Source organism: Cellulomonas sp. RIT-PI-Y (assembly GCF_025642745.1).
Lineage (GTDB): Bacteria > Actinomycetota > Actinomycetes > Actinomycetales > Cellulomonadaceae > Cellulomonas.
In genome coordinates this window covers 1-20,150 of the sequence record NZ_JANZKP010000046.1, presented here as the reverse complement: position 1 = coordinate 20,150, position 20,150 = coordinate 1, and the positions used below count along the sequence as shown (strand labels likewise).

Below are 20,150 nucleotides of genomic sequence, written 5' to 3'. Positions count from 1 at the left end.
GCCCAGGTCAGCCACGGCGTCTGCGAGTCCGGCAGGAGCAGCAGCCCGTCGCGTCCGCTCAGTCCAGGATCCCGCGCGCCGCCAGCGCCTCGCCCTGGTCCCGCGCCCGCCCGACCACCCGCAGCACCGCCGGGGTCAGCCACAGTCGGGGGTCGCGCTCCAGGCCGCGCGCACGGGCGGCCTCCCGGACCTCGCCGACCACCCGGGCGATCTCCGGCACGGTGCGCAGCAGCAGGGTGACCGCCAGCGCGACCGCGTCCGGGTTCACGCCCACCCCGCGCAACGGCCGGATCGCGCGGGCCAGCACGTCGAGCAGCCGGTCGGCGGGCGTGGTCGCGGTGACCAGGGTCGCGGCGAGGACCAGCGTGAGCAGATCGGCGGCGACCTCGACGGCGAGGTCCGGGCCGCGGGTGACCCACTGGTACCCGGCGGCGAGGGCGGCGGTGACGAGGACGGGCAGCAGTGCGCGAGCGGTGGCCCGCATCGGGAGGCGGGCGACGGCGGCACAGGTGATGACGGCGGCCAGGGACAGCACGGCCGTCCAGGGACCACGCAGGACGACCACCGCGATCCCGAGCGCGGCGAGCGCGAGCAGCTTCCCGACGGTCGCCCGGTGGGTGCGGGCCGCACGGCGGCGACTCGTCTCGGCGGAGGCAGGCCGGCTCGGTCCGGAAGGGGCCGCGCGGGTCACCTCGGCCGCACCTCGTCGTCGGCAGCCATCAGTGCCCGGTACGCCGCCAGAGTCGGCTCCGGGGCGCCGTCCGCGACGATCCGCCCGTCGTCGACCACCAGCACCCGGTCCGTCTGTGCGGCCGCGTTCAGGTCGTGGGTCACCAGCACCACCTGCTGCTCCAGGTGCGCGACCAGGTCGGTGATCACCCGGCGCCACCGCAGGTCGAGCAGGGTGGTCGGCTCGTCGCAGACCAGGATCTCCGGCTCGGTGGCCAGCACGGCGGCCAGGGCCAGCAGCTGCCGCTGGCCGCCGGACAGCGCACGGACCGGCAAATCGGCGCGCTCGGCCAGCCCGACCCGGGCCAGGACCTCGCGGGCCCGGGCGTCGCGGTCGCCGGCGGGGACCCCGGTGCGGCGCAGGGAGAGCGCCACGTCCTCGACCGGGGTCGGCATCACGATCTGGGCGTCCGGGTCGGTGAACAGGAACCCGACCCGGCGACGCACGGCATGACCGTCCCGGGCGGTGTCCAGGCCGTCGACCAGCACCCGGCCGGCCGCGGGCAGGGCCAGGCCGTTGAGCAGCCGGGCCAGGGTGGACTTGCCGGAGCCGTTCGCTCCGACCACGGCGATCCGGCGCTCCGGCAGGGTGAGATCGACCGGACCGAGGATGCGGACCGGTCCGTCGGCGGGGGCGGGCCCGCGTCGACGGCCGACACCGCCGCGCGGCGCCTCCGCGGTGACCAGGGCACCCCGCAGCTCGATCACCGGCGGCGCAGCTCCGGGAAGGCGCGCAGCACCGCGGCGGCGACCACCGCGGCCAGCGCGTTCTTGATCAGGTCGCCGGGCAGGAACACCGCACCGGCGGTCAGCGCCTCGGCGGGGGACAGGCCCAGCCGCCAGCCCATCACCGCGATCCCGAGGGGATGCACCACGACCAGGCTCGCGACGGTGGCGCAGGCGAACAGCGCGGGCACCTGCCAGCGACCGGGCACCCGGCGTGCGAGCAGCGACCCGGCCCCGGCGATCGCGGCCGCCAGCGGGAAGGACAGCAGGTAGCCCGCCGAGGCCGAGGCCAGCACGCCCAGGCCGCCGACCGCGCCGGAGAGCACGGGCAGCCCGGCCAGGCCGACCACGACGTAGAGCAGCAGGGCGAGGAACCCGCGTCGCGGACCGAGCACCAGGCCGGTCAACGCCACCGCGAAGGTCTGCAGCGTGATCGGCACCGGGCCGCCCACCGGGATGGCGGGCAGCACCGCGCACACCGCGACCAGCGCGGCGAAGGACGCGATCAGCGCCAGGTCGGTCGCCGCCGAGCTGCGGGTCACCGGGACCGGCAGGTCGGTCGATGGCGTGGTGCCGGGCACGGCGGGCAGCGGCTGCGGGTCGGACACGGGGCCTCCAGTCGTCGGCGGGGATCGCCGATCCGCCACGCTAGTTCGCGGAACGGGCCCCGAGCAGCCGCCGTGCGGACAGAGCGTCCCGGCCGGAGTTGGAGGAAGTCGCCAGTGAGGCACGGCACGTGCTCGCTCGGTCGTGCCGCCCGTAGACTGGCTGCCGTTTGTGCCGGCGGTCGGTCGGCACCTGGAGGATTCCGCACAGTCGCCGAGCCCGTCCGGATCGGCGCACGCCACCGGGGGTTCGGTGCCGCGATCGGGCCGCTGGCCCGTCTGGAGTGACACGGTGATCACAGCGCAGGGCGTCGAGCTGCGGATCGGGGCACGCACGCTGCTCACCCCGACCAGCTTCCGGGTGGCCGCGGGCGACCGGATCGGACTCGTCGGCCGCAACGGCGCCGGGAAGACCACCCTGACCAAGACGCTCTCCGGGGAGACCCAGCCCACCGCCGGCTCGATCAGCAGCTCGGGCGACATCGGCTACCTGCCGCAGGACTCCAAGACCGGCGACCCGGAACAGCTGGCCATGCACCGGGTGTTCTCCGCACGCGGCCTGGACGAGGTCATCGCCAAGATGCGTCAGACCGAGGCGGAGATGGCCTCCGAGGACGACGCGGTGCGCACCAAGGCGATGAACCGGTACGAGAAGCTCGAGGCCCGGTTCACGGCGGGCGGTGGCTACGCGGCCGAGTCCGAGGCGCACCGGATCACCGCGAACCTGGGTCTGGACGACCGGGTGCTCGGCCAGACGCTCGGCACGCTCTCCGGTGGTCAGCGCCGCCGGGTCGAGCTGGCCCGCATCCTGTTCTCCGGTGCGGACACCCTGCTGCTGGACGAGCCGACCAACCACCTGGACGCCGACTCGATCAGCTGGCTGCGCGACTACCTCAAGGTGTACCCGGGCGGGTTCATCGTGATCAGCCACGACGTCGAGCTGCTGCGCGCCACCGTCAACAAGGTGTTCCACCTGGACGCCAACCGCGGCGAGCTGGACCAGTACAACCTGGGCTGGGACGCGTACCTCAAGCAGCGCGAGACGGACGAGAAGCGCCGTCGTCGTGAACGGGCCAACGCGGAGAAGAAGGCCTCCGCCCTGATGGCCCAGGCGGACAAGATGCGCGCCAAGGCCACCAAGACGGTCGCCGCGCAGAACATGGCCCGCCGTGCCGAGCGGCTGCTGTCCGGCCTGGACGAGGTCCGCGCGCAGGACAAGGTCGCCAAGCTGCGGTTCCCCGAGCCTGCCCCGTGCGGCAAGACCCCGCTCACCGCCGAGGACCTGTCCAAGTCCTACGGCTCGCAGGAGGTCTTCGCCGGGGTCGACCTGGCGATCGACAAGGGCAGCCGCGTCGTCGTCCTCGGCCTCAACGGTGCCGGGAAGACCACCCTGCTGCGGATGCTCGGCGGGATCATGCAGCCGGACACCGGCGAGGTCATCCCCGGTCACGGACTCAAGCTCGGCTACTACGCGCAGGAGCACGAGACCCTCGACCTGGACCGCACCGTCGTGGAGAACCTGCGCTCGCAGGCGCCGGACCTGACCGACACCCAGGTGCGGTCCGTGCTCGGCTCGTTCCTGTTCTCCGGCGACGACGCGGACAAGCCGGCCGGGGTGCTCTCCGGCGGTGAGAAGACCCGGTTGGCGCTCGCGGCCCTGGTCGTGTCCAGCGCGAACGTCCTCCTGCTGGACGAGCCGACCAACAACCTCGACCCGGCCTCCCGCGAGGAGATCCTGACCGCGCTGCGCTCGTACACCGGTGCGGTCGTCCTGGTCTCCCACGACGAGGGCGCCGTCGAGGCCCTGCAGCCCGAGCGGGTCGTCCTGCTGCCCGACGGCGACGAGGACATGTGGAACGCCAGCTACCTCGACCTGGTCACCCTCGCCTGACCCCCTCCCGCTGAGAAGCCACATTCTGTCGCCCATATCGCCCGCGGAACGACGGAGTGTGGCTTCTCGGCGGGAGGCTGGCCGTTATGGGAGCTGCGCGTCGATGAGGGCGTCCTCGGTGTCCTCGTCCGAGACGCGGCGACGCCGGGGGACCCGGACCGTGCCGTCCTCGGCCGGGAGCAGATCGCCGAGTGCGACGCCCGGTCCGCGGGGGACGCCGCGCTCGTCCAGGAGCTCGCGCCGGGCCATCCAGCCGAAGCCGACCAGCGCGCCGATCCCGAACGTCCACCACTGGAACGCGTACGACAGGTGCGAGCCGGGGTCGGTGCTCGGCATCGGCAGCGTGCCGAGGGCGGTCGGCGCGGCGGGCGACTCGGAGACCAGGGCCCCGTAGCTCGAGTACGCCTCGAGGCCGTCGGCGTCGCCCGCGGCGAGCACCTGGTCGACGTTGATCGCCTGGACCTGTCCGGCGGGGGCGCTGCGACCGCTCGCGACCTCCTGCGGGCGCAGTCGCGCGGTGACGCTGACCTCGCCGGCGGGCGGGGCGGGCACGTCGACCTCGCCGGAGGCGTCGTCGTCCCAGGCCACCCACCCGCGGTCGACGATCAGCGCGGTGCCGTCGGACTGGACCAGCGGGACCAGCACGTGGAAGCCGGGCTGGCTGTCCACCGGGCGATTCCTGAGCAGCACGGTCGCGTCCACGTCGTAGGTGCCGGTGACGGTGACCGGGTGCCAGACCCGCGCCGGGTCGAGGGTGTCGTCGACGGTGGGCACCAGGTCGGCCAGCGGCACCGGGTCCGCGTCGTAGTTGGTCTGCACCAGGCGGATCGCCGCGTCCCGGTTCACGTGCCGGTTCCACTGCCAGCGGCCGAGGAAGGTGCAGGCGGTCGCCAGGACGATCGCGAGCAGCACCAGGCCGGTCGCGCGTCGGGCGGCGGGGGACAGGGTCATCGGCCGAACGGCCCCGGACGCTCGCCCAGCTCGATCCGGTCCAGGTCGGCGACCGGCACGGTCTGCTTCCAGAACAGCCGGGCGCGCAGGTACTCCTCCAACTGCTCGCGGTGTGCGTCGCAGGCCAGCCAGACCTTGCGCCGGTCCGGGGTGTGCAGTGTGGGGTTGTTCCAGAGCACGCCCCAGGTCGCGTCCCCGCGGCAGCCGCGGGCGGAGCAGATCACCTCGGGGGCCTCAGCGGTCATCGGCGTCCTTCGTGGAGGGGGCGGGGCCCGTGGTCAGCTCCGGGGGCGCGACCGCCGTCCCGCCCGCGACCCGCTCCCGACCGGCGTTGGCGAACAGCACCGCGGTGTACGGCAGCACGACCGCCCCGACGATCAGCAGGATGCTCACCCACACCGGCACGTGCCGCCAGAGCAGCACGGCGAGCAGGAAGCAGGCCACCCGGATCCCCATCTGGATCAGGTAGCGGGAGGCGCGCCGGGACTGGTCGGCGGCCAGCGACTGCGGGGCACTGGTGACGCTGACTGCGGGAGGGGTCCGCCTGGGCACATCTGATCGTAGGCGCGTGGACGGCCGGCCGCCGGGTCGGCGGGCGTGGCGCTGGTCACCGGATTGTGCGATTCGGACAACGACCGGCCCGCAACGTGTGCCGCCGTGTTGCACGGTGCGGACGGTCCGGCTCGGTTAGCGTCGGTGAACGTGACTGAGAACCCAGGCCCCCAGCCCCGCAGCGTGCTCGTGACCGGAGCCACCCGTGGCATCGGCCGGGCGATCGCCGAGCGCTTCGTCGCGCAGGGCGACCGGGTCGCCACGCTGGTCCGTGCCGGCGGCGACGTGCCCGAGGGGGTGCTGGCCGTGCCGGGCGACGTCGCCGACACCGCCGCGGTCGACGCGGCCTTCGCGCAGATCGAGCAGGCGCACGGGCCGGTCGAGGTGCTGGTCGCCAACGCCGGGGTCACCCGGGACGGCCTGCTGATGCGGATGTCCGACGAGGACTTCGAGGCGGTGCTGGACGTCAACCTGACCGGTGTCTTCCGCTGCATCCGCCGGGCGTCCACGGGCATGATCCGGCTCCGTCGCGGGCGGATCGTGATGATCGGTTCCGTGGTCGGCCTCTACGGCAACGCCGGGCAGATCAACTACACCGCGAGCAAGGCCGGCCTGGTCGGCATGGCCCGCTCGATCACCCGTGAGCTCGGCGGACGCGGGATCACCGCGAACGTCGTCGCCCCGGGCTTCATCGAGACCGCGATGACCGAGTCGCTCCCGGACGACCGCCAGGCCGCGTACCTGTCCTCGATCCCCGCGGGACGGTTCGGCGCCGCCGACGACATCGCCGCCGCGGTGGAGTTCCTCGCCTCGCCCGCCGCCGGGTACATCTCCGGTGCCGTGCTGCCGGTCGACGGCGGCCTCGGCATGGGTCACTGACTTCTTCCACGACTACTAGACAGGACGACCACTCATGGGTCTGCTCGAAGGCAAGAAGCTGCTGGTCACCGGTGTGCTCACCGATGGTTCGATCGCGTTCCACGTCGCGCGTCTGGCGCAGGAGGAGGGCGCGCAGGTCGTGCTGAGCTCCTTCGGCCGCCAGTTCCGCCTCACCCAGGCGATCGCCCGCCGTCTGCCGCAGGAGGCCCCGGTCGTCCAGCTCGACGTGACCGACGCCGAGGACCTGGACCAGCTGGCCGCCCGGGTCGGCGAGCACGTCGACCACCTGGACGGCGTGGTGCACTCGATCGGCTTCGCGCCGCAGTCGGTGATGGGCGGGAACTTCCTGGCCGGTGAGTGGGCGGACGTCGCCACCGCGCTGGAGATCTCCGCGTTCTCGTTCAAGTCGCTGGCGGTCGCCGCCAAGCCGCTGATGGCCGAGGGCGGGTCGCTGGTCGGTCTCACCTTCGACGGGCGGTTCGCCTGGCCGGTCTACGACTGGATGGGTGTCGCGAAGGCCGCGCTGGAGAACACCTCGCGTTACCTGGCCCGCGACCTGGGTCCGGACAACATCCGGGTGAACCTGGTCTCCGCCGGACCGATCCGCACCACCGCCGCCAAGTCGATCCCCGGCTTCGCGACGATGGAGGAGAACTGGGGCGACCGTGCGCCCCTGGGCTGGGACGTCTCCGACCCCGAGCCCACCGCCCGCGCCGTCGCCGCCCTGCTGTCCGACTGGTTCCCCAAGACCACCGGGGAGATGGTGCACGTCGACGGCGGCGTGCACGCGATGGGTCAGTGACGTGCGACCCTGGTGCGCGTGACCCACGCCTACCAGCTGATCCTGCTCCGGCACGCCAAGGCCGAGCCCGCTGACACGCTGGCGGACCATCTGCGTCCGCTCGCGCTCACCGGTCGACGCCAGGCCTCCGGGGTGGGGGTCGGTCTGCGCGAGGCCGGGCTGGTGCCGGACACGGTGCTGGTCTCCTCCGCGGTGCGCACCCGGCAGACCTGGGACCTGGTCCGGACCGGGCTGGGCGTCCCCCCGGAGATCGCGACGTCCAGTGACGCCGTGTACGACGCCGGGGTGCGCACGCTGCTGGAGCTGGTGCGCGGTGTGTCCGGGGAGAACCGCCGACTGCTGGTGGTCGGGCACGAGCCGACCGTCTCCCAGACCGCGGCGACCCTGGCCGACCCGGAGCTGTCCGACCAGGCCGGGTTCGCCCGGGTCCGCTCGGGCGTGCCGACCGCGACCTACAGCGTGCTGGAGTCGGACCTGCCGTTCGCGGACTGGGCGGCCGGCACCGCGCGCCTGACCGCCGTGGTCTCGCCCGCCTGACCGCTCACCCCCCGGGCTGCCTGACCCGAGCGCCTACCAAGCTGAGTCCGACCGGCCCGAGCGCCCACCCAGCCGAGTCCGTTCGGCCCGCGCGCCCACCCAGCCCAGTCCGTTCGGCCCGCGCGCCCGCCAAGCCCGGGCCGACCGACCGACCCAAGTCCGCCGACCGGGCACCACGACGCCGAGTGCGGAGAACTTGTCGCCGATCGTGCGTGATGAGCGACGAGTTCTCCGCACTCGGCGTGTTCGGGCCGGGCCGGGCCGGGCAGGGTCGGGACGGGCCGGGTCAGCGGATGAAGGGCGGCAGGTCGAGCACGGCGTCCAGGCGCCCGTCGACCGCGGCGTCGGCCTGGGCGGCGACGATCGGCTTGGCGTTGAAGGCCACACCGAACCCGGCCGTCGCCAGCATGTCCAGGTCGTTCGCGCCGTCGCCGATCGCGACGGTGTCCGCGAGGTCGATGCCCTCGGCCGACGCCCACTCCCGCAGGGTGCGGGCCTTCACAGCGCGATCGATCACCTCGCCGGCGACCCGCCCGGTGAGGTGCCCCGCGGCGACCTCCAACGCATTCGCCCGGACCCGGCTGATCCCCAGCCGGTCGGCCAGCGGTGCGACCACCTCGATGAAGCCGCCGGAGACCAGTCCGACCGGGCAGTCGTGGGCGTCCAGGGCCGCGATCAGCTCGACCGCGCCGGGGGTGAGCTCGACCTCGGCCAGGACCTCGGCGAACACGGACTCCGGCAGCCCGGCCAGGGTGGACACCCGCGAGCGCAGGGATTCGGTGAAGTCGATCTCCCCGCGCATGGCGCGGCCGGTCACCTCGGCCACCACGTCGAGGGAACCGGCCCGGGCAGCCAGCAGCTCGATCACCTCGGCGGTGATCAGGGTGGAGTCGACGTCCATCACGACCAGGCGCGGGAAGGAGTTCACGCGGGCAGGGTAACCGGGATCACGCCGCCCGCCGTCCACGCGTCTAGCTCGTGATCACCGTGTTCTTCGGCACCACGGTGATCCCGGACTCGGTGACGGTGAACCCGCGTGCCAGGTCCGCCTCCCGGTCGATCCCGACCCGGGCGCGTTCCTCGATCACCACGTTCTTGTCCAGGATGGCGCGGTGCACCTGGGCGTAGCGGTTCACGATGCAGCCGTCCATCAGCACCGAGTCGGTGACCTGCGACCAGGAGTGCAGATACACCCCCGGGGACAGCACGGATCCGGAGACCGTGGCGCCGGAGACGATGACCCCGGGAGAGACGATCGAGTCGGCGGCGTGCCCGAGCCGGCCGGCGCCCGCGTGCACGAACTTGGCCGGCGGCAGACCGGTGTACCCGGTGTAGACCGGCCACTGGTCGTTGTAGAGGTTGAACACCGGCTCGATCGAGATCAGGTCCTGGTTCGCGTCGTAGAACGAGTCCAGGGTCCCGACGTCGCGCCAGTAGTCGCGGTCCCGGTCGGTGGAGCCGGGCACGTCGTTGTTCTTGAAGTCGTAGACCGCCGCCGCGCCCCGCTCGACGAAGGCCGGGACCAGGTCGCCGCCCATGTCGTGCCGCGAGGTGGGGTTCTCGGCGTCCTCGGTGACCGCGCGGATCAGGGCGTCGGTGTTGACCACGTAGTTGCCCATCGACGCCAGGATCTCGCCGGGGGAGTCCGCCAGGCCGACCGGGTCGGTGGGCTTCTCCCGGAACGCGGCGATCCGGATCGGGTCGTCGGCGTCGGTCTCGATCACGCCGAACTGGTCGGCCATCTCGATCGGCTGCCGGATGCCCGCGACGGTGATCTCCGCCCCGGAGGCGACGTGCTGGTCCACCATCTGGGAGAAGTCCATCCGGTAGACGTGGTCGGCGCCGACCACGACCACGATGTCCGGCTTCTCGTCGTCGAGGATGTTCAGGCATTGGTAGATCGCGTCCGCGCTGCCCAGGTACCAGTGCTTGCCGACCCGCTGCTGGGCGGGGACCGGGGACACGTAGTTGCCCAGCAGGGTGGACATCCGCCAGGTCTTGGACACGTGGCGGTCCAGGCTGTGCGACTTGTACTGGGTGAGCACGACGATGTGCAGGTACCGCGAGTTCACCAGGTTGGAGAGCGCGAAGTCGACGAGCCGGTAGATGCCGCCGAAGGGCACCGCGGGCTTAGCCCGGCTCTCGGTCAGCGGCATGAGCCGCTTGCCCTCCCCACCTGCGAGGACGATTGCCAGGATGCGCGGCGCTGCCATGCCCATGACCCTAGGGCTCCGCGACCTCCCGAGCGAGGGGAACCGCCGGATTCGCGCTAGCGTGTCGCGAACGCGCACCGGCGCGTCACGGACGGAGGAGCTGTGCGAGTCGATCTGCTCACGCGGGAGTACCCGCCGCACGTCTACGGCGGGGCGGGGGTGCACGTCGCGGAACTGGCGGCGGTGCTGCGCGGCCGGCTGGACGTGCGGGTGCACTGCTTCGACGGACCGCGGGACGAATCCGGGGTGACCGGGCACGACGTGCCGGCGGACCTGGCCGGCGCGAACCCGGCCCTGGGCACCTTCGGGGTGGACCTGAGCATGGTCGCCGGGATCGAGCCGGGTGCCGAGCTGGTGCACTCGCACACCTGGTACGCGAACCTCGCCGGGCACCTGGCCGGCCTGCTGCACGGGGTGCCGCACGTGGTCTCGGCGCACAGCCTGGAGCCGCTGCGCCCGTGGAAGGCCGAGCAGCTCGGCGGCGGGTACGCGCTGTCGTCCTGGGCCGAGCGCACCGCCTTCGAGTCCGCCGCCGCGGTCATCGCGGTCAGCGCGGGCATGCGGGACGACATCCTGCGCTGCTACCCGGCGCTGGATCCGTCACGGGTGCACGTCGTGCACAACGGGATCGACCTGACCGGCTGGCAGCGCCCTGCCGACGACGACGCCACCGCCCGGACCGCCCGGTCGTACGGGATCGACCCCGAGCGCCCGGCCGTGGTGTTCGTCGGCCGGATCACCCGGCAGAAGGGCCTGCCGTACCTGCTGCGCGCCGCGGAGCTGCTGCCGCCCGAGGTGCAGCTGGTGCTGTGCGCCGGCGCGCCGGACACCCCGGAGATCCTGGCCGAGGTCACCGGCCTGGTCGAGGGGCTGCGCCGACGCCGCGACGGGGTGGTGTGGATCGAGCAGATGCTGCCGCGCGACGAGCTGATCGCGGTGCTGGCCTCCGGCACGGTGTTCGTCTGCCCCTCGGTCTACGAGCCGCTCGGCATCGTGAACCTGGAGGCGATGGCGGTCGGGCTGCCCGTGGTCGGCACGGCCACCGGCGGCATCCCCGAGGTGGTCGACGACGGCGTCACCGGCTGGCTGGTCCCGATCGAGCAGGTCGGCGACGGCACCGGCACCCCGGTCGACCCGGACCGGTTCGTCGGGGACCTGGCCGCGACGCTGACCGAGGCGGTCTCCGACCCGGACCGGGCGCGCGCCTGGGGCCGGGCGGCGCGGACCCGGGTGGAGGAGCACTTCTCCTGGGACGCGATCGCGGACCGTACGGTGCAGGTCTACCGGAGCGTGCTGGGGACCCTGTGAACCCGGCCGCCGGCCGAACCGCCTGACCCTCAGCGCTCCGGCGGCCCCGGCTGGGTGGCCGCCGCCAGGGCACGGCGCGCCGCCCGGTCGACGTCGCGCAACGCCGTGCTGCGCTGGTCGACCTGCCACAGGTTGACCGCCGCGCCGTCGTCGCCGGTGGCCAGGTCGACGATCGCCCGCAACCGTGCGGCGGTGGTCAGTACCCGGACCCGGCGCTGCTCCAGCCCCGGCGGCAGCGTCCATCCCGCGTCGGCGCCCCGGCTCAGCGCCGCGATCTGCTCGGCGGCGTCCTCCCGCCAGCGTGCGACGTCGAGGGAGGTCAGGGCCTCGGTGGCCCGGGACAGCGCGCCGGTCAGCTCGCGCTCGGCCTCGCGCAGGGTGCCGACCTGACCGATCAGCGCGTGCTGCCAGGCGGGGACTCGGGACACCTCCCAGGTCACGAGATGCCCGGGCTCGTAGACCGACCCGAAGGCCTCCACCCGGGGGATCGCCGCCCAGTCGCCGTCCGGGGTGCTGACCAGGACGGCCTCGCCCGCGTCCTGCGCGGCGCCCGCGATGGCGGCGGGTGCCCCGGAGGGGTCGCCGGGGGCCGGCAGCACGGCGGCGACGGTGCGCGGACCGGAGGCCCAGACCGCGACCAGGTCGGCGAGGGTGGCCGGCTCCGTGCCGGACGCGGGACCGTCGGTGGCCGCCGGGGCGGGGGTCGTCACCCGGTGCGGCTCGTCGTCGCCCTGGACCGCGTCGAGCAGGCGTTGCACCGGGCCCGATCCCGGTGAGGGTTCGGCGAGCCACAGGGCGAGCAGCACGGAGCGCGGCAAGGTGAGCGAGTCCACGCCCCCCAACGTACGTCCCGGCCGTTAGGGTCGTGACCATGACCGACGTGCTCGACCTCCAGGACGTGTCCATCCGCCGCGGGACCACCACCATTCTGGACGGGCTGTCCTGGCGGGTACGGGAGGGCGAGCGCTGGGTGGTCCTGGGCCGCAACGGTGCGGGCAAGACCACCATGCTGCAGATCGCCGCCGGCCGGATGCATCCGACCTCGGGCACCGCGGAGCTGCTCGGCAGCCGGCTGGGCCGGGTGGACGTCTTCGAGCTGCGGCCGCGGATCGGGCTGGCGTCGGCGGCGCTGGCCGAGCGGATCCCGGGCGACGAGCAGGTGCGCGACGTGGTGATCACCGCGGCCTACGGAGTGACCGGTCGCTGGCGGGAGACCTACGAGGACGTCGACGAGGCGCGCGCCGCGGACCTGATGGCGGCGTTCGGCGTGACGCACCTGGCGGAGCGGCGGTACGGGACGTTGAGCGAGGGCGAGCGCAAGCGGGTGCAGATCGCCCGGTCGCTGATGGCGGATCCGGAGCTGCTGCTGCTGGACGAGCCGGCCGCCGGACTGGACCTGGGCGGTCGGGAGGAGCTGCTCGGCGCGCTGTCCGAGCTGGCCGCCGACCACCGGTCCCCGGCGCTGGTGCTCGTCACCCACCACGTGGAGGAGATCCCGCCGGGGTTCACCCACCTGATGCTGATGAAGGACGGGCACGTGCACGCCGCCGGCTCGATCGCCGAGGTCCTGACCGACCAGAACCTCACCGACGCCTTCGGCACCGCGCTGCAGGTGGAGCGGCGCGGCGAGCGCTGGACCGCCCGGGCCGCCGATCGCGGCTGAGCTGGACGAACGTCTGCCAATCGCAAAGAAATCGTCTAGACTCGTTCGGGACGCGGCGTGTCTGCCGGCGACCGGCGAGAGGGAGTGACGACATGGTCTGGCTCTTGTGGCTCGGAGGCGCACTGCTGCTGGCGGTGCTGGAGATCTTCACCCTGGACCTGCTGTTCATCATGCTGGCCGCGGGGGCCGCCGCCGGGGCGATCGGTGCCGCCGCCGGGCTGCCGCTGGTCTGGCAGATCGTGCTGGCCGCCGCCGTCGCCCTGCTGATGATGTTCGCGCTGCGGCCGTTCCTGCTGCGTCACCTGCGCACCCGGGTCGACCTGGTGGAGACCAACGTCGCCGCGATGACCGGCAAGCCGGGCACGGTGCTGCAGCCGACCGACGGCGCGGGCGGCCGGGTCAAGATCGGCGGCGAGGTCTGGTCCGCGCGCACCGAGGACGGTGACGTCCTCGCGGCCGGCGACCAGGTGCGGGTCACGCGGATCGACGGCGCCACCGCGGTGGTGACGCACACCCCGGTGGTGACCGCTCCGGTGGACGAGCCCGGCGCTCTCTGACTGTTCTGTGCACGACCACGGTGCCGACCTGCGGACGCCGTGACCGAGACGGGGGTCGGTGACGGCTCGCCGGGAGGGAGATGCGGTGGAGGAAATCAACGTCGGATCGGTGATCGGCTGGGTCGTCCTGGCTGCACTGGTCATCTTCGTCGTCGTGACGTTGAGCAAGGCGGTCCGCGTGGTGCCGCAGTCCCGCTCGCTGGTGGTGGAGCGACTCGGTCGCTACAGCCGCACCATGCAGGCCGGTCTGCACTTCCTGATCCCGTTCTTCGACCGGGTCCGGGCGATGGTCGACCTGCGCGAGCAGGTGGTGAGCTTCCCGCCGCAGCCGGTGATCACGTCGGACAACCTGGTCGTGAGCATCGACACGGTGATCTACTTCTCGGTCAACGAGCCGAAGTCCGCGGTCTACGAGATCGCCAACTACATCACCGGTATCGAGCAGCTGACCGTGACCACGCTGCGTAACGTCATCGGCTCGATGGACCTGGAGCAGACCCTGACCAGCCGTGACCAGATCAACGGTCAGCTGCGCGGGGTGCTGGACGAGGCCACCGGCCGCTGGGGCATCCGGGTGAACCGGGTCGAGCTGAAGAGCATCGACCCGCCGCAGTCCGTGCAGGGCGCGATGGAGCAGCAGATGCGCGCCGAGCGTGACCGGCGTGCGGCGATCCTGACCGCGGAGGGCGTCAAGCAGTCGCAGATCCTCACCGCCGAGGGTGAGAAGCAGGCCGCGATCCTCCGGGCCGAGGGTTCCGCGCAGGCGGCGATCCTCACCGCCGAGGGTGAGTCCCGGGCGATCCTGCAGGTGTTCGACGCGGTGCACCGCGGCGACGCCGACCCGAAGCTGCTGGCGTACCAGTACCTGCAGACGCTGCCGAAGCTGGCCGCGACCCCGGCCAACAAGGTCTGGATCCTGCCGTCCGAGCTCACCGGCGCCCTGGGTCAGCTGACGTCGGGCTTCACCGGCGGGTTCGGTGGCGCGGGTGCCCCGACGGCGTCCGGCGACAGCGCCGATCGCCCGGCCGGTGCGTCGCCGGTGCGTCCGGAGGACCTGCCGACCACGGCGCTGACCGACCCGGCGGAGGCGCTGGCCGAGGCCCGTCGCGAGTCGCAGGCGGCCACCGCCGACGCCACGCGTGCCGGGACCTTCAGCGGTCGTCCGAACGACCCCGGCGCGGAGGCGGGCCAGCGCCCGCACCGCGTGGAACCGGAGATCGACCCGGAGAACCCGCTGGGCTGACCCCGACTCGGCGCCCGTCGTACCGCACCGGTACGGCGGGCGCCGTCGTGTGTGCCGGGCGTCACGGTTCACCCGGGGCGAACGGCCTAGGCGAGTGAGCGCTCACTCACTTACGATCGTGCCCATGGCCGAGAATCGACGGGCGCGCCCGATGAGCCGCGAGGACCGCCGTGCCGCGATCGCGGAGGCGACCGTCCCGCTGCTTGAGCAGCACGGTGCCACCGTCACCACCCGGCAGATCGCGCAGGCCGCCGGGGTCGCCGAGGGCACGCTGTTCAAGGCGTTCGACGACAAGCGCGAGCTGTTGATGGCCGCCGCGGCCCGGGTGTTCGACACCGGCGCCTCGGTGCGGGAGATCGACGCGCTGCCGCGTGCGGTCGACCTGCCGGCCGAGCTCACCACCGTGGTGAGTCTGTTGAACGCCACCGCACGCCGGGTGCGCCGGATCATGATCGCGGTGCACGCCCTCGCGGTGGCGGAGATGAAGGACGGCGTGCGTCCCACCGGTCCGACGCACGGACCGCCGGCCCGGGACGCCCGTTCCCGCGCCGTCCAGGAGCTGAACGACGCCCTGACGCGCCGGTTCGACCCCTTCCGCGACGACCTCCGGATCCCTCCGGAGGCGCTCGCCAGGCTGCTGCTCTCCGTCGTGATGGGTCGGGTGCCCCCGGGCATCCCCGACGACGACGACCTCACGGTGGACCTGCTGGTGGACGTGCTGTTGCACGGCGCCGTGGCCTGAATCCCCACCCACCCCGCCCCCACGGGAGTTCCCTTGCTCTACCGACTCATCAAGGAGTACCTGAGGCCGTACTGGCGTCAGGCGACCTACGTGATGGTGCTGCAACTCGCGCAGACCATCGCCACGCTGTACCTGCCCACCCTGAACGCGGACATCATCGACCAGGGCGTGGCGGTGGGTGACACCGGCTACATCCTGCGGATCGGTGGCCTGATGCTCGGCATCAGCCTGGTGCAGGTGGCCTGCTCGATCGCCGCGGTGTACTTCGGCGCGCACGTCGCGATGGCCTTCGGCCGGGACATCCGGTCCGGGCTGTTCCGCACCGTGCAGGACTTCTCCGCGCAGGAGGTCGGCGGGTTCGGCGCGCCGTCGCTGATCACCCGCACCACCAATGACGTGCAGCAGGTCCAGATGGTGGTGCTGATGTCGCTGACCATCCTGGTGATGGCGCCGATCATGCTGATCGGCGGCGTGGTCCTCGCGCTGCGGCAGGACACCACCCTGTCGGCGCTGCTGCTGGTCGTCGTGCCGGTGCTGGCCGTCGTGGTCGGGCTGATCGTGCGCAGGATGGTGCCGTACTTCCGGGCGATGCAGAAGCGGATCGACGCGATCAACCGCGTGATGCGCGAGCAGCTCGCCGGGCTGCGGGTGATCCGGGCGTTCGTCCGGGAGCGCCGGGAGTCCGAGCGGTTCGCGGTGGCCAACGACGCGCTGTTCGACACCTCGTTGCGGGCCGGCCGGCTGATGGCGCTGATCTTCCCCGTGGTGATGATGATCATGAACCTGACCAGCGTCGGGGTCATCTGGTTCGGCGCGGGACGGATCGACTCCGGTCACATGCAGGTCGGGGCGCTGACCGCGTTCATCAGCTACATCATGTACATCCTGTCCGCCGTGATGATGTCCGCGATGATCTTCGTGATGCTGCCGCGTGCGGTGGTCTCCGCCGAGCGGATCACCGAGGTACTGGACACCGAGAGCACCGTCGCCGAGCCGGTCACGCCGACCCCGCTGCCCGGCCGCGGCTCCGGACGGCTGGAGTTCCGGGACGTCGAGTTCCGGTACCCCGGCGCGGAGCGACCGGTGCTGGAGCGGATCGACCTGGTCGCCGAGCCGGGCAGCACCACCGCGATCATCGGGTCCACCGGCGCGGGCAAGACCACGCTGCTGAACCTGGTGCCCCGGCTGTTCGACGTCACCGGCGGCCAGGTGCTGCTGGACGGCACCGACGTGCGGGAGCTCGCACTCGACGACCTGTGGCGGCAGGTGGGCCTGGTCCCGCAGAAGCCCTACCTGTTCAGCGGGACCGTGGCCAGCAACCTGCGCTACGGCAACCCCGACGCCACCGACGACGACCTGTGGCACGCGTTGGAGGTCGCCCAGGCCGCCGGGTTCGTGCGGGAGATGACCGAGGGGTTGGACGCGCCGATCTCCCAGGGCGGCACCAATGTCTCCGGCGGTCAGCGTCAGCGGCTGTCGATCGCCCGGGCACTGGTCCGCAGGCCCGCGGTCTACCTGTTCGACGACAGCTTCTCCGCCCTCGACTTCGCCACCGACGCCGCACTGCGGGCCGCCCTGGTGCCGGAGACCCGGGACGCGGCGGTCGTGGTCGTCGCCCAGCGGGTGGCCACCATCCGCTCGGCGGACCGGATCGTGGTGCTGGACGCCGGTCAGGTGGTCGGCACCGGCACGCACGACGAGCTCCTGGCGTCCTGCGAGACCTACCAGGAGATCGTGTACTCCCAGCTCAGCGCGGAGGAGGCGGCATGAGCGAGCAGCAGACCCAGAACCGGCCCCCGCAGCGCGGACCGGGACGGGGCCCGATGGGCCCCGGGATGGGCATGGGGATGCCCGGCCAGAAGTCGATGGACTTCGCGGGCTCCGGTCGGCGCCTGATCGGGGTGCTCCGGCCGGAACGACTCCGGCTGATGGTGGTCGTCCTGCTCGGCCTGCTGTCGGTGGCGGCCTCGGTGGCCGGCCCGAAGCTGCTGGGCAACGCGACCAACGTGATCTTCAACGGCGTGGTCGGCTCGATGTTGCCGTCCGGGGTGACCCAGGCGCAGGCGGTCGAGGGACTGCGCGAGCAGGGGCAGACCCAGCTCGCGGACATGCTCAGCGGGATGACCGGTGTCACGCCGGGGGTCGGCATCGTCTTCGCCGACCTCAGCGCCGTGCTGGTCTGGGTGATCGCGGTCTACATCGCCTCGGCGCTGCTCAGCTACCTGCAGGGGCTGCTGCTGACCGGCATCGTGCAGCGCACGGTCTACGACCTGCGCCGTCAGGTCGAGGCCAAGCTGTCCCGGCTGCCGTTGAAGTACTTCGACGGGCAGGCGCGCGGCGAGGTGCTCAGCCGGGTCACCAATGACATCGACAACCTGTCCCAGACGTTGCAGCAGACCTTCTCCCAGCTGATCACCGCGGTGCTGACCGTGGTCGGCGTGCTGGCGATGATGTTCTGGATCTCCCCGTTGCTGGCATTGGTCGCCCTGATCACCATCCCGCTGTCGATCGTGGTCACCACGGTGATCGCCAAGCGGTCCCAGCCGCAGTTCGTGAAGCAGTGGGCGGCGACCGGCGGACTGAACGCGCACATCGAGGAGATGTACTCCGGGCACACCCTGGTCACCGTCTTCGGCCGCAAGAACCAGGCGATCGAGGAGTTCGACCGGCAGAACGAGGAGCTGTACACCGCGTCGTTCAAGGCCCAGTTCATCTCCGGGATCATCCAGCCGGCGATGGGGTTCATCGCGAACCTGAACTACGTGATCGTGGCGGTGGTCGGCGGACTGCGGGTCGCCTCCGGGACGATGAGCCTCGGCGACGTCCAGGCGTTCATCCAGTACTCGCGCCAGTTCAGCCAGCCGATCACCCAGATCGCGTCGATGATGAACCTGATGCAGTCCGGCGTGGCCTCGGCCGAGCGGGTGTTCGAGCTGCTGGACGCCGACGAGCAGGAGCCGGACCCGGCCCAGCCGCTGGCGCTGCCCGCGAAGGTCGCCGGCCGGGTGGTGTTCGAGGACGTGTCCTTCCGGTACCGCGAGGACACCCCGCTGATCGAGCACCTGGACCTGGTGGCCGAGCCCGGGCAGACCGTGGCGATCGTCGGGCCGACCGGTGCGGGCAAGACCACGCTGGTCAACCTCCTGATGCGGTTCTACGAGATCGACTCCGGCCGGATCACCCTGGACGGCGTCGACACCCGGGCGGTCACCCGGGAGGACCTGCGGTCCCGGGTCGGGATGGTGCTCCAGGACACCTGGCTGTTCAACGGCACCATCGCGGAGAACCTGGCGTACGGCGTGGAGGACGTCGACCACGCCGACCTGGTCCGGGCTGCCGAGGCCACCCATGTCGACCAGATCGTCCGGGCGCTGCCCGACGGCTACGACACCGTGATCGACGACGAGGCGTCCAGCCTGTCGGCGGGGGAGAAGCAGCTGCTGACCATCGCCCGGGCGTTCCTCACCGACCCGTCGATCCTGGTGCTGGACGAGGCGACCAGCTCGGTGGACACCCGGACCGAGGTGCTGGTGCAGCAGGCGATGAACGCGCTGCGGGCGCACCGGACGTCGTTCGTGATCGCGCACCGGCTGTCCACCATCCGCGACGCGGACCTGATCCTGGTGATGGAGCACGGGTCGATCGTGGAGCAGGGCTCGCACGACCAGCTGCTGGCGGCGGGCGGGGCGTACGCGCGGCTGTACAGCAGCCAGTTCGCCGCCGCGGTCGAGGAGGTCTAGTCCTCGGTGCCGATCGACGGGCCGTCACCCCTCACGGGTGGCGGCCCGTCGGCCGTCGGCGGGGAGGTCCTGAAAACCGACCGGTCGGTATGCGTTACCGTGGGCGGTGTCCGGGTGAGGAGCGATCCGCCCGAGGACCCGCCGCCGCGGCGCCCCGCGGCACGAGCCTGCCCGGATGTGCACTCGGCCGCGCATCGTCCGGGCTCTGTCGAAGGAGACACCCCATGAAGTGCGTCATCGAGGACGACTACGCGGCGCTGAGCCGCACCACGGCGGCCGTGGTCGCCGCCGCCATGCTGCAGGACCGGCGGGTCAATCTGTCGCTCACCGCCGGGGCGACCCCGGCGGGCACCTACCGGCTGCTCGCTCCGATCCTGGCCGGGCGGCCGCAGGACATCGCGAACGTGCACTTCTACAACTTCGACGAGATCCCGAACGGCACCGACCGTGGCGTGACCCGGTCCAGCCTCGACGACCAGGTGTACGGACCGGCCGGGATCGCCGAGGCGAACATCCACGGGCTCACCCTGGACAACCCCGACGAGATCCGGGCCGACCTGGCCGAGCACGGCGGGCTGGACCTGATCCTGATGGGGCTCGGGGGCGACGGCCACTTCTGCGGCAACATGCCGGGAACCACCCGCTACGACCGGGACATCTACGTCTACGACGTCACCCCCGACGTGCCCTGGTACCACCTGGTCGAGGCGATGGACCCGGCGCCGAGCCAGGTGGTCACCTTCGGCTTCCCGATGGTGCTGCGCGCACGGCAGGCGGTGCTGATCGTCAGCGGCGCGTCCAAGGCGGAGGCGCTCGCGGAGATCCTGACCGGTCCGATCGGCACGGATCGTCCGGGCACCGTCCTGCGCACGCACCCGAACCTGCTGCTGATCGCCGACCGGGAGGCGGCCACGCTGATCGAGCCGGACGGCGCGGGCGGCTTCCGCCGTCGCTGACCCGGACCCGCGCCCGGGAGGCGACGGCGTCGAGTGCGGAGAACCTGTCGCTGTGC

General features: G+C 72.4%; 21 protein-coding genes. 12 read left to right on the top strand and 9 right to left on the bottom strand.

Annotated elements, in window-relative coordinates:
• Positions 1 to 58 precede the first annotated feature (58 nt).
• From OGL89_RS13290 to OGL89_RS13280, 3 genes are all read right to left on the bottom strand, one after another.
• Entirely contained in the window at positions 59 to 691 is a 633-nt protein-coding gene (locus OGL89_RS13290) for an energy-coupling factor transporter transmembrane protein EcfT (RefSeq protein WP_263120633.1), read from the bottom strand.
• Entirely contained in the window at positions 688 to 1,341 is a 654-nt protein-coding gene (locus tag OGL89_RS13285) for an energy-coupling factor ABC transporter ATP-binding protein (protein ID WP_263120642.1), read from the bottom strand. Before OGL89_RS13285 ends, OGL89_RS13290 begins: the two co-directional genes overlap by 4 nt.
• 92 nt (positions 1,342 to 1,433) lie before the next feature.
• On the bottom strand, positions 1,434 to 2,063 hold the full coding sequence (locus tag OGL89_RS13280; protein WP_263120632.1) for a biotin transporter BioY: 630 nt from the start codon (positions 2,061 to 2,063) through the stop codon (positions 1,434 to 1,436).
• Positions 2,064 to 2,352: 289 nt separating this feature from the next.
• Here OGL89_RS13280 and OGL89_RS13275 point away from each other — a divergent pair, with 289 nt between their 5' ends.
• Complete coding sequence (locus OGL89_RS13275; protein WP_263120631.1) at positions 2,353 to 3,951, top strand: ABC-F family ATP-binding cassette domain-containing protein; 1,599 nt, start codon at positions 2,353 to 2,355, stop codon at positions 3,949 to 3,951.
• A gap of 84 nt (positions 3,952 to 4,035) precedes the next feature.
• Here the strand turns inward: OGL89_RS13275 and OGL89_RS13270 are convergent, their stop codons facing one another.
• The 3 genes from OGL89_RS13270 to OGL89_RS13260 are packed head-to-tail and all read right to left on the bottom strand — an operon-like array spanning position 4,036 to position 5,454.
• Complete coding sequence (locus OGL89_RS13270; protein WP_263120630.1) at positions 4,036 to 4,902, bottom strand: SURF1 family protein; 867 nt, start codon at positions 4,900 to 4,902, stop codon at positions 4,036 to 4,038.
• Positions 4,899 to 5,147: a hypothetical protein gene (locus tag OGL89_RS13265; protein ID WP_263120629.1), complete on the bottom strand. Its 249-nt coding sequence runs from the start codon at positions 5,145 to 5,147 to the stop codon at positions 4,899 to 4,901. The genes OGL89_RS13270 and OGL89_RS13265 overlap by 4 nt, the downstream gene beginning before the upstream one ends.
• Positions 5,137 to 5,454: a DUF3099 domain-containing protein gene (locus OGL89_RS13260; protein ID WP_263120628.1), complete on the bottom strand. Its 318-nt coding sequence runs from the start codon at positions 5,452 to 5,454 to the stop codon at positions 5,137 to 5,139. The genes OGL89_RS13265 and OGL89_RS13260 overlap by 11 nt, the downstream gene beginning before the upstream one ends.
• Before the next feature lie 150 nt (positions 5,455 to 5,604).
• Here OGL89_RS13260 and fabG point away from each other — a divergent pair, with 150 nt between their 5' ends.
• From fabG to OGL89_RS13245, 3 genes are read left to right on the top strand one after another with little or no spacing between them, the layout of a single operon-like run.
• Entirely contained in the window at positions 5,605 to 6,333 is a 729-nt protein-coding gene (fabG, locus tag OGL89_RS13255) for a 3-oxoacyl-ACP reductase FabG (protein ID WP_346770715.1), read from the top strand.
• A 34-nt stretch (positions 6,334 to 6,367) separates the two neighbouring features.
• The gene (gene fabI / locus OGL89_RS13250) at positions 6,368 to 7,135 is read left to right on the top strand and encodes an enoyl-ACP reductase FabI (protein ID WP_263120626.1); all 768 of its coding nucleotides are present in this window, start codon (positions 6,368 to 6,370) and stop codon (positions 7,133 to 7,135) included.
• Positions 7,136 to 7,153: 18 nt separating this feature from the next.
• Positions 7,154 to 7,672, top strand: a complete 519-nt coding sequence (locus tag OGL89_RS13245) for a histidine phosphatase family protein (RefSeq protein ID WP_263120625.1) — start codon at positions 7,154 to 7,156, stop codon at positions 7,670 to 7,672.
• A gap of 286 nt (positions 7,673 to 7,958) precedes the next feature.
• On the opposite strand, the gene serB is transcribed toward OGL89_RS13245, so the two are convergent.
• Both serB and glgC read right to left on the bottom strand, forming a co-directional pair.
• Positions 7,959 to 8,600 (bottom strand): phosphoserine phosphatase SerB, encoded by a 642-nt coding sequence (serB, locus tag OGL89_RS13240; RefSeq protein WP_263120624.1) that lies wholly within the window; start codon positions 8,598 to 8,600, stop codon positions 7,959 to 7,961.
• 43 nt (positions 8,601 to 8,643) lie between these two features.
• The gene (gene glgC / locus OGL89_RS13235; protein ID WP_263120623.1) at positions 8,644 to 9,885 is read right to left on the bottom strand and encodes a glucose-1-phosphate adenylyltransferase; all 1,242 of its coding nucleotides are present in this window, start codon (positions 9,883 to 9,885) and stop codon (positions 8,644 to 8,646) included.
• Positions 9,886 to 9,987: 102 nt separating this feature from the next.
• Between glgC and glgA the strand changes: the two genes are divergently transcribed.
• Positions 9,988 to 11,193, top strand: coding sequence for a glycogen synthase (gene glgA / locus OGL89_RS13230; protein ID WP_263120622.1), 1,206 nt, complete (start codon positions 9,988 to 9,990; stop codon positions 11,191 to 11,193).
• Positions 11,194 to 11,222: 29 nt separating this feature from the next.
• Here glgA and OGL89_RS13225 read toward each other — a convergent pair whose 3' ends face one another.
• Positions 11,223 to 12,026, bottom strand: a complete 804-nt coding sequence (locus tag OGL89_RS13225) for a hypothetical protein (RefSeq protein WP_263120621.1) — start codon at positions 12,024 to 12,026, stop codon at positions 11,223 to 11,225.
• A gap of 38 nt (positions 12,027 to 12,064) precedes the next feature.
• On the opposite strand from OGL89_RS13225, the gene OGL89_RS13220 reads away from it, so the two are divergent.
• The 7 genes from OGL89_RS13220 (at position 12,065) to OGL89_RS13190 (ending at position 20,094) form a co-directional block, all read left to right on the top strand.
• A complete protein-coding gene (locus tag OGL89_RS13220; protein ID WP_263120620.1) occupies positions 12,065 to 12,856 on the top strand; it encodes an ABC transporter ATP-binding protein in 792 nt (263 codons plus the stop codon).
• A gap of 92 nt (positions 12,857 to 12,948) precedes the next feature.
• Positions 12,949 to 13,413 (top strand): NfeD family protein, encoded by a 465-nt coding sequence (locus OGL89_RS13215; protein WP_263120619.1) that lies wholly within the window; start codon positions 12,949 to 12,951, stop codon positions 13,411 to 13,413.
• An 85-nt stretch (positions 13,414 to 13,498) separates the two neighbouring features.
• Entirely contained in the window at positions 13,499 to 14,656 is a 1,158-nt protein-coding gene (locus OGL89_RS13210; RefSeq protein ID WP_263120618.1) for an SPFH domain-containing protein, read from the top strand.
• A gap of 124 nt (positions 14,657 to 14,780) precedes the next feature.
• Complete coding sequence (locus OGL89_RS13205) at positions 14,781 to 15,398, top strand: TetR/AcrR family transcriptional regulator (protein ID WP_263120617.1); 618 nt, start codon at positions 14,781 to 14,783, stop codon at positions 15,396 to 15,398.
• Between the two features lie 33 nt (positions 15,399 to 15,431).
• Positions 15,432 to 17,168, top strand: coding sequence for an ABC transporter ATP-binding protein (locus OGL89_RS13200; protein WP_263120616.1), 1,737 nt, complete (start codon positions 15,432 to 15,434; stop codon positions 17,166 to 17,168).
• Positions 17,165 to 19,138, top strand: coding sequence for an ABC transporter ATP-binding protein (locus tag OGL89_RS13195; protein ID WP_276582439.1), 1,974 nt, complete (start codon positions 17,165 to 17,167; stop codon positions 19,136 to 19,138). Before OGL89_RS13200 ends, OGL89_RS13195 begins: the two co-directional genes overlap by 4 nt.
• 224 nt (positions 19,139 to 19,362) lie before the next feature.
• A complete protein-coding gene (locus tag OGL89_RS13190; RefSeq protein WP_263120615.1) occupies positions 19,363 to 20,094 on the top strand; it encodes a 6-phosphogluconolactonase in 732 nt (243 codons plus the stop codon).
• Positions 20,095 to 20,150 lie beyond the last annotated feature (56 nt).

Bases quoted from the DNA above. Each gene is read 5' to 3' on its own strand.
- OGL89_RS13270 (WP_263120630.1), bottom strand. From the start codon at position 4,902: ATGACCCTGTCCCCCGCCGCCCGACGCGCGACCGGCCTGGTGCTGCTC.
- OGL89_RS13265 (WP_263120629.1), bottom strand. From the start codon at position 5,147: ATGACCGCTGAGGCCCCCGAGGTGATCTGCTCCGCCCGCGGCTGCCGC.
- fabI (WP_263120626.1), top strand. From the start codon at position 6,368: ATGGGTCTGCTCGAAGGCAAGAAGCTGCTGGTCACCGGTGTGCTCACC.
- glgC (WP_263120623.1), bottom strand. From the start codon at position 9,885: ATGGCAGCGCCGCGCATCCTGGCAATCGTCCTCGCAGGTGGGGAGGGC.
- OGL89_RS13220 (WP_263120620.1), top strand. From the start codon at position 12,065: ATGACCGACGTGCTCGACCTCCAGGACGTGTCCATCCGCCGCGGGACC.
- OGL89_RS13215 (WP_263120619.1), top strand. From the start codon at position 12,949: ATGGTCTGGCTCTTGTGGCTCGGAGGCGCACTGCTGCTGGCGGTGCTG.
- OGL89_RS13205 (WP_263120617.1), top strand. From the start codon at position 14,781: ATGGCCGAGAATCGACGGGCGCGCCCGATGAGCCGCGAGGACCGCCGT.
- OGL89_RS13195 (WP_276582439.1), top strand. From the start codon at position 17,165: ATGAGCGAGCAGCAGACCCAGAACCGGCCCCCGCAGCGCGGACCGGGA.
- OGL89_RS13190 (WP_263120615.1), top strand. From the start codon at position 19,363: ATGAAGTGCGTCATCGAGGACGACTACGCGGCGCTGAGCCGCACCACG.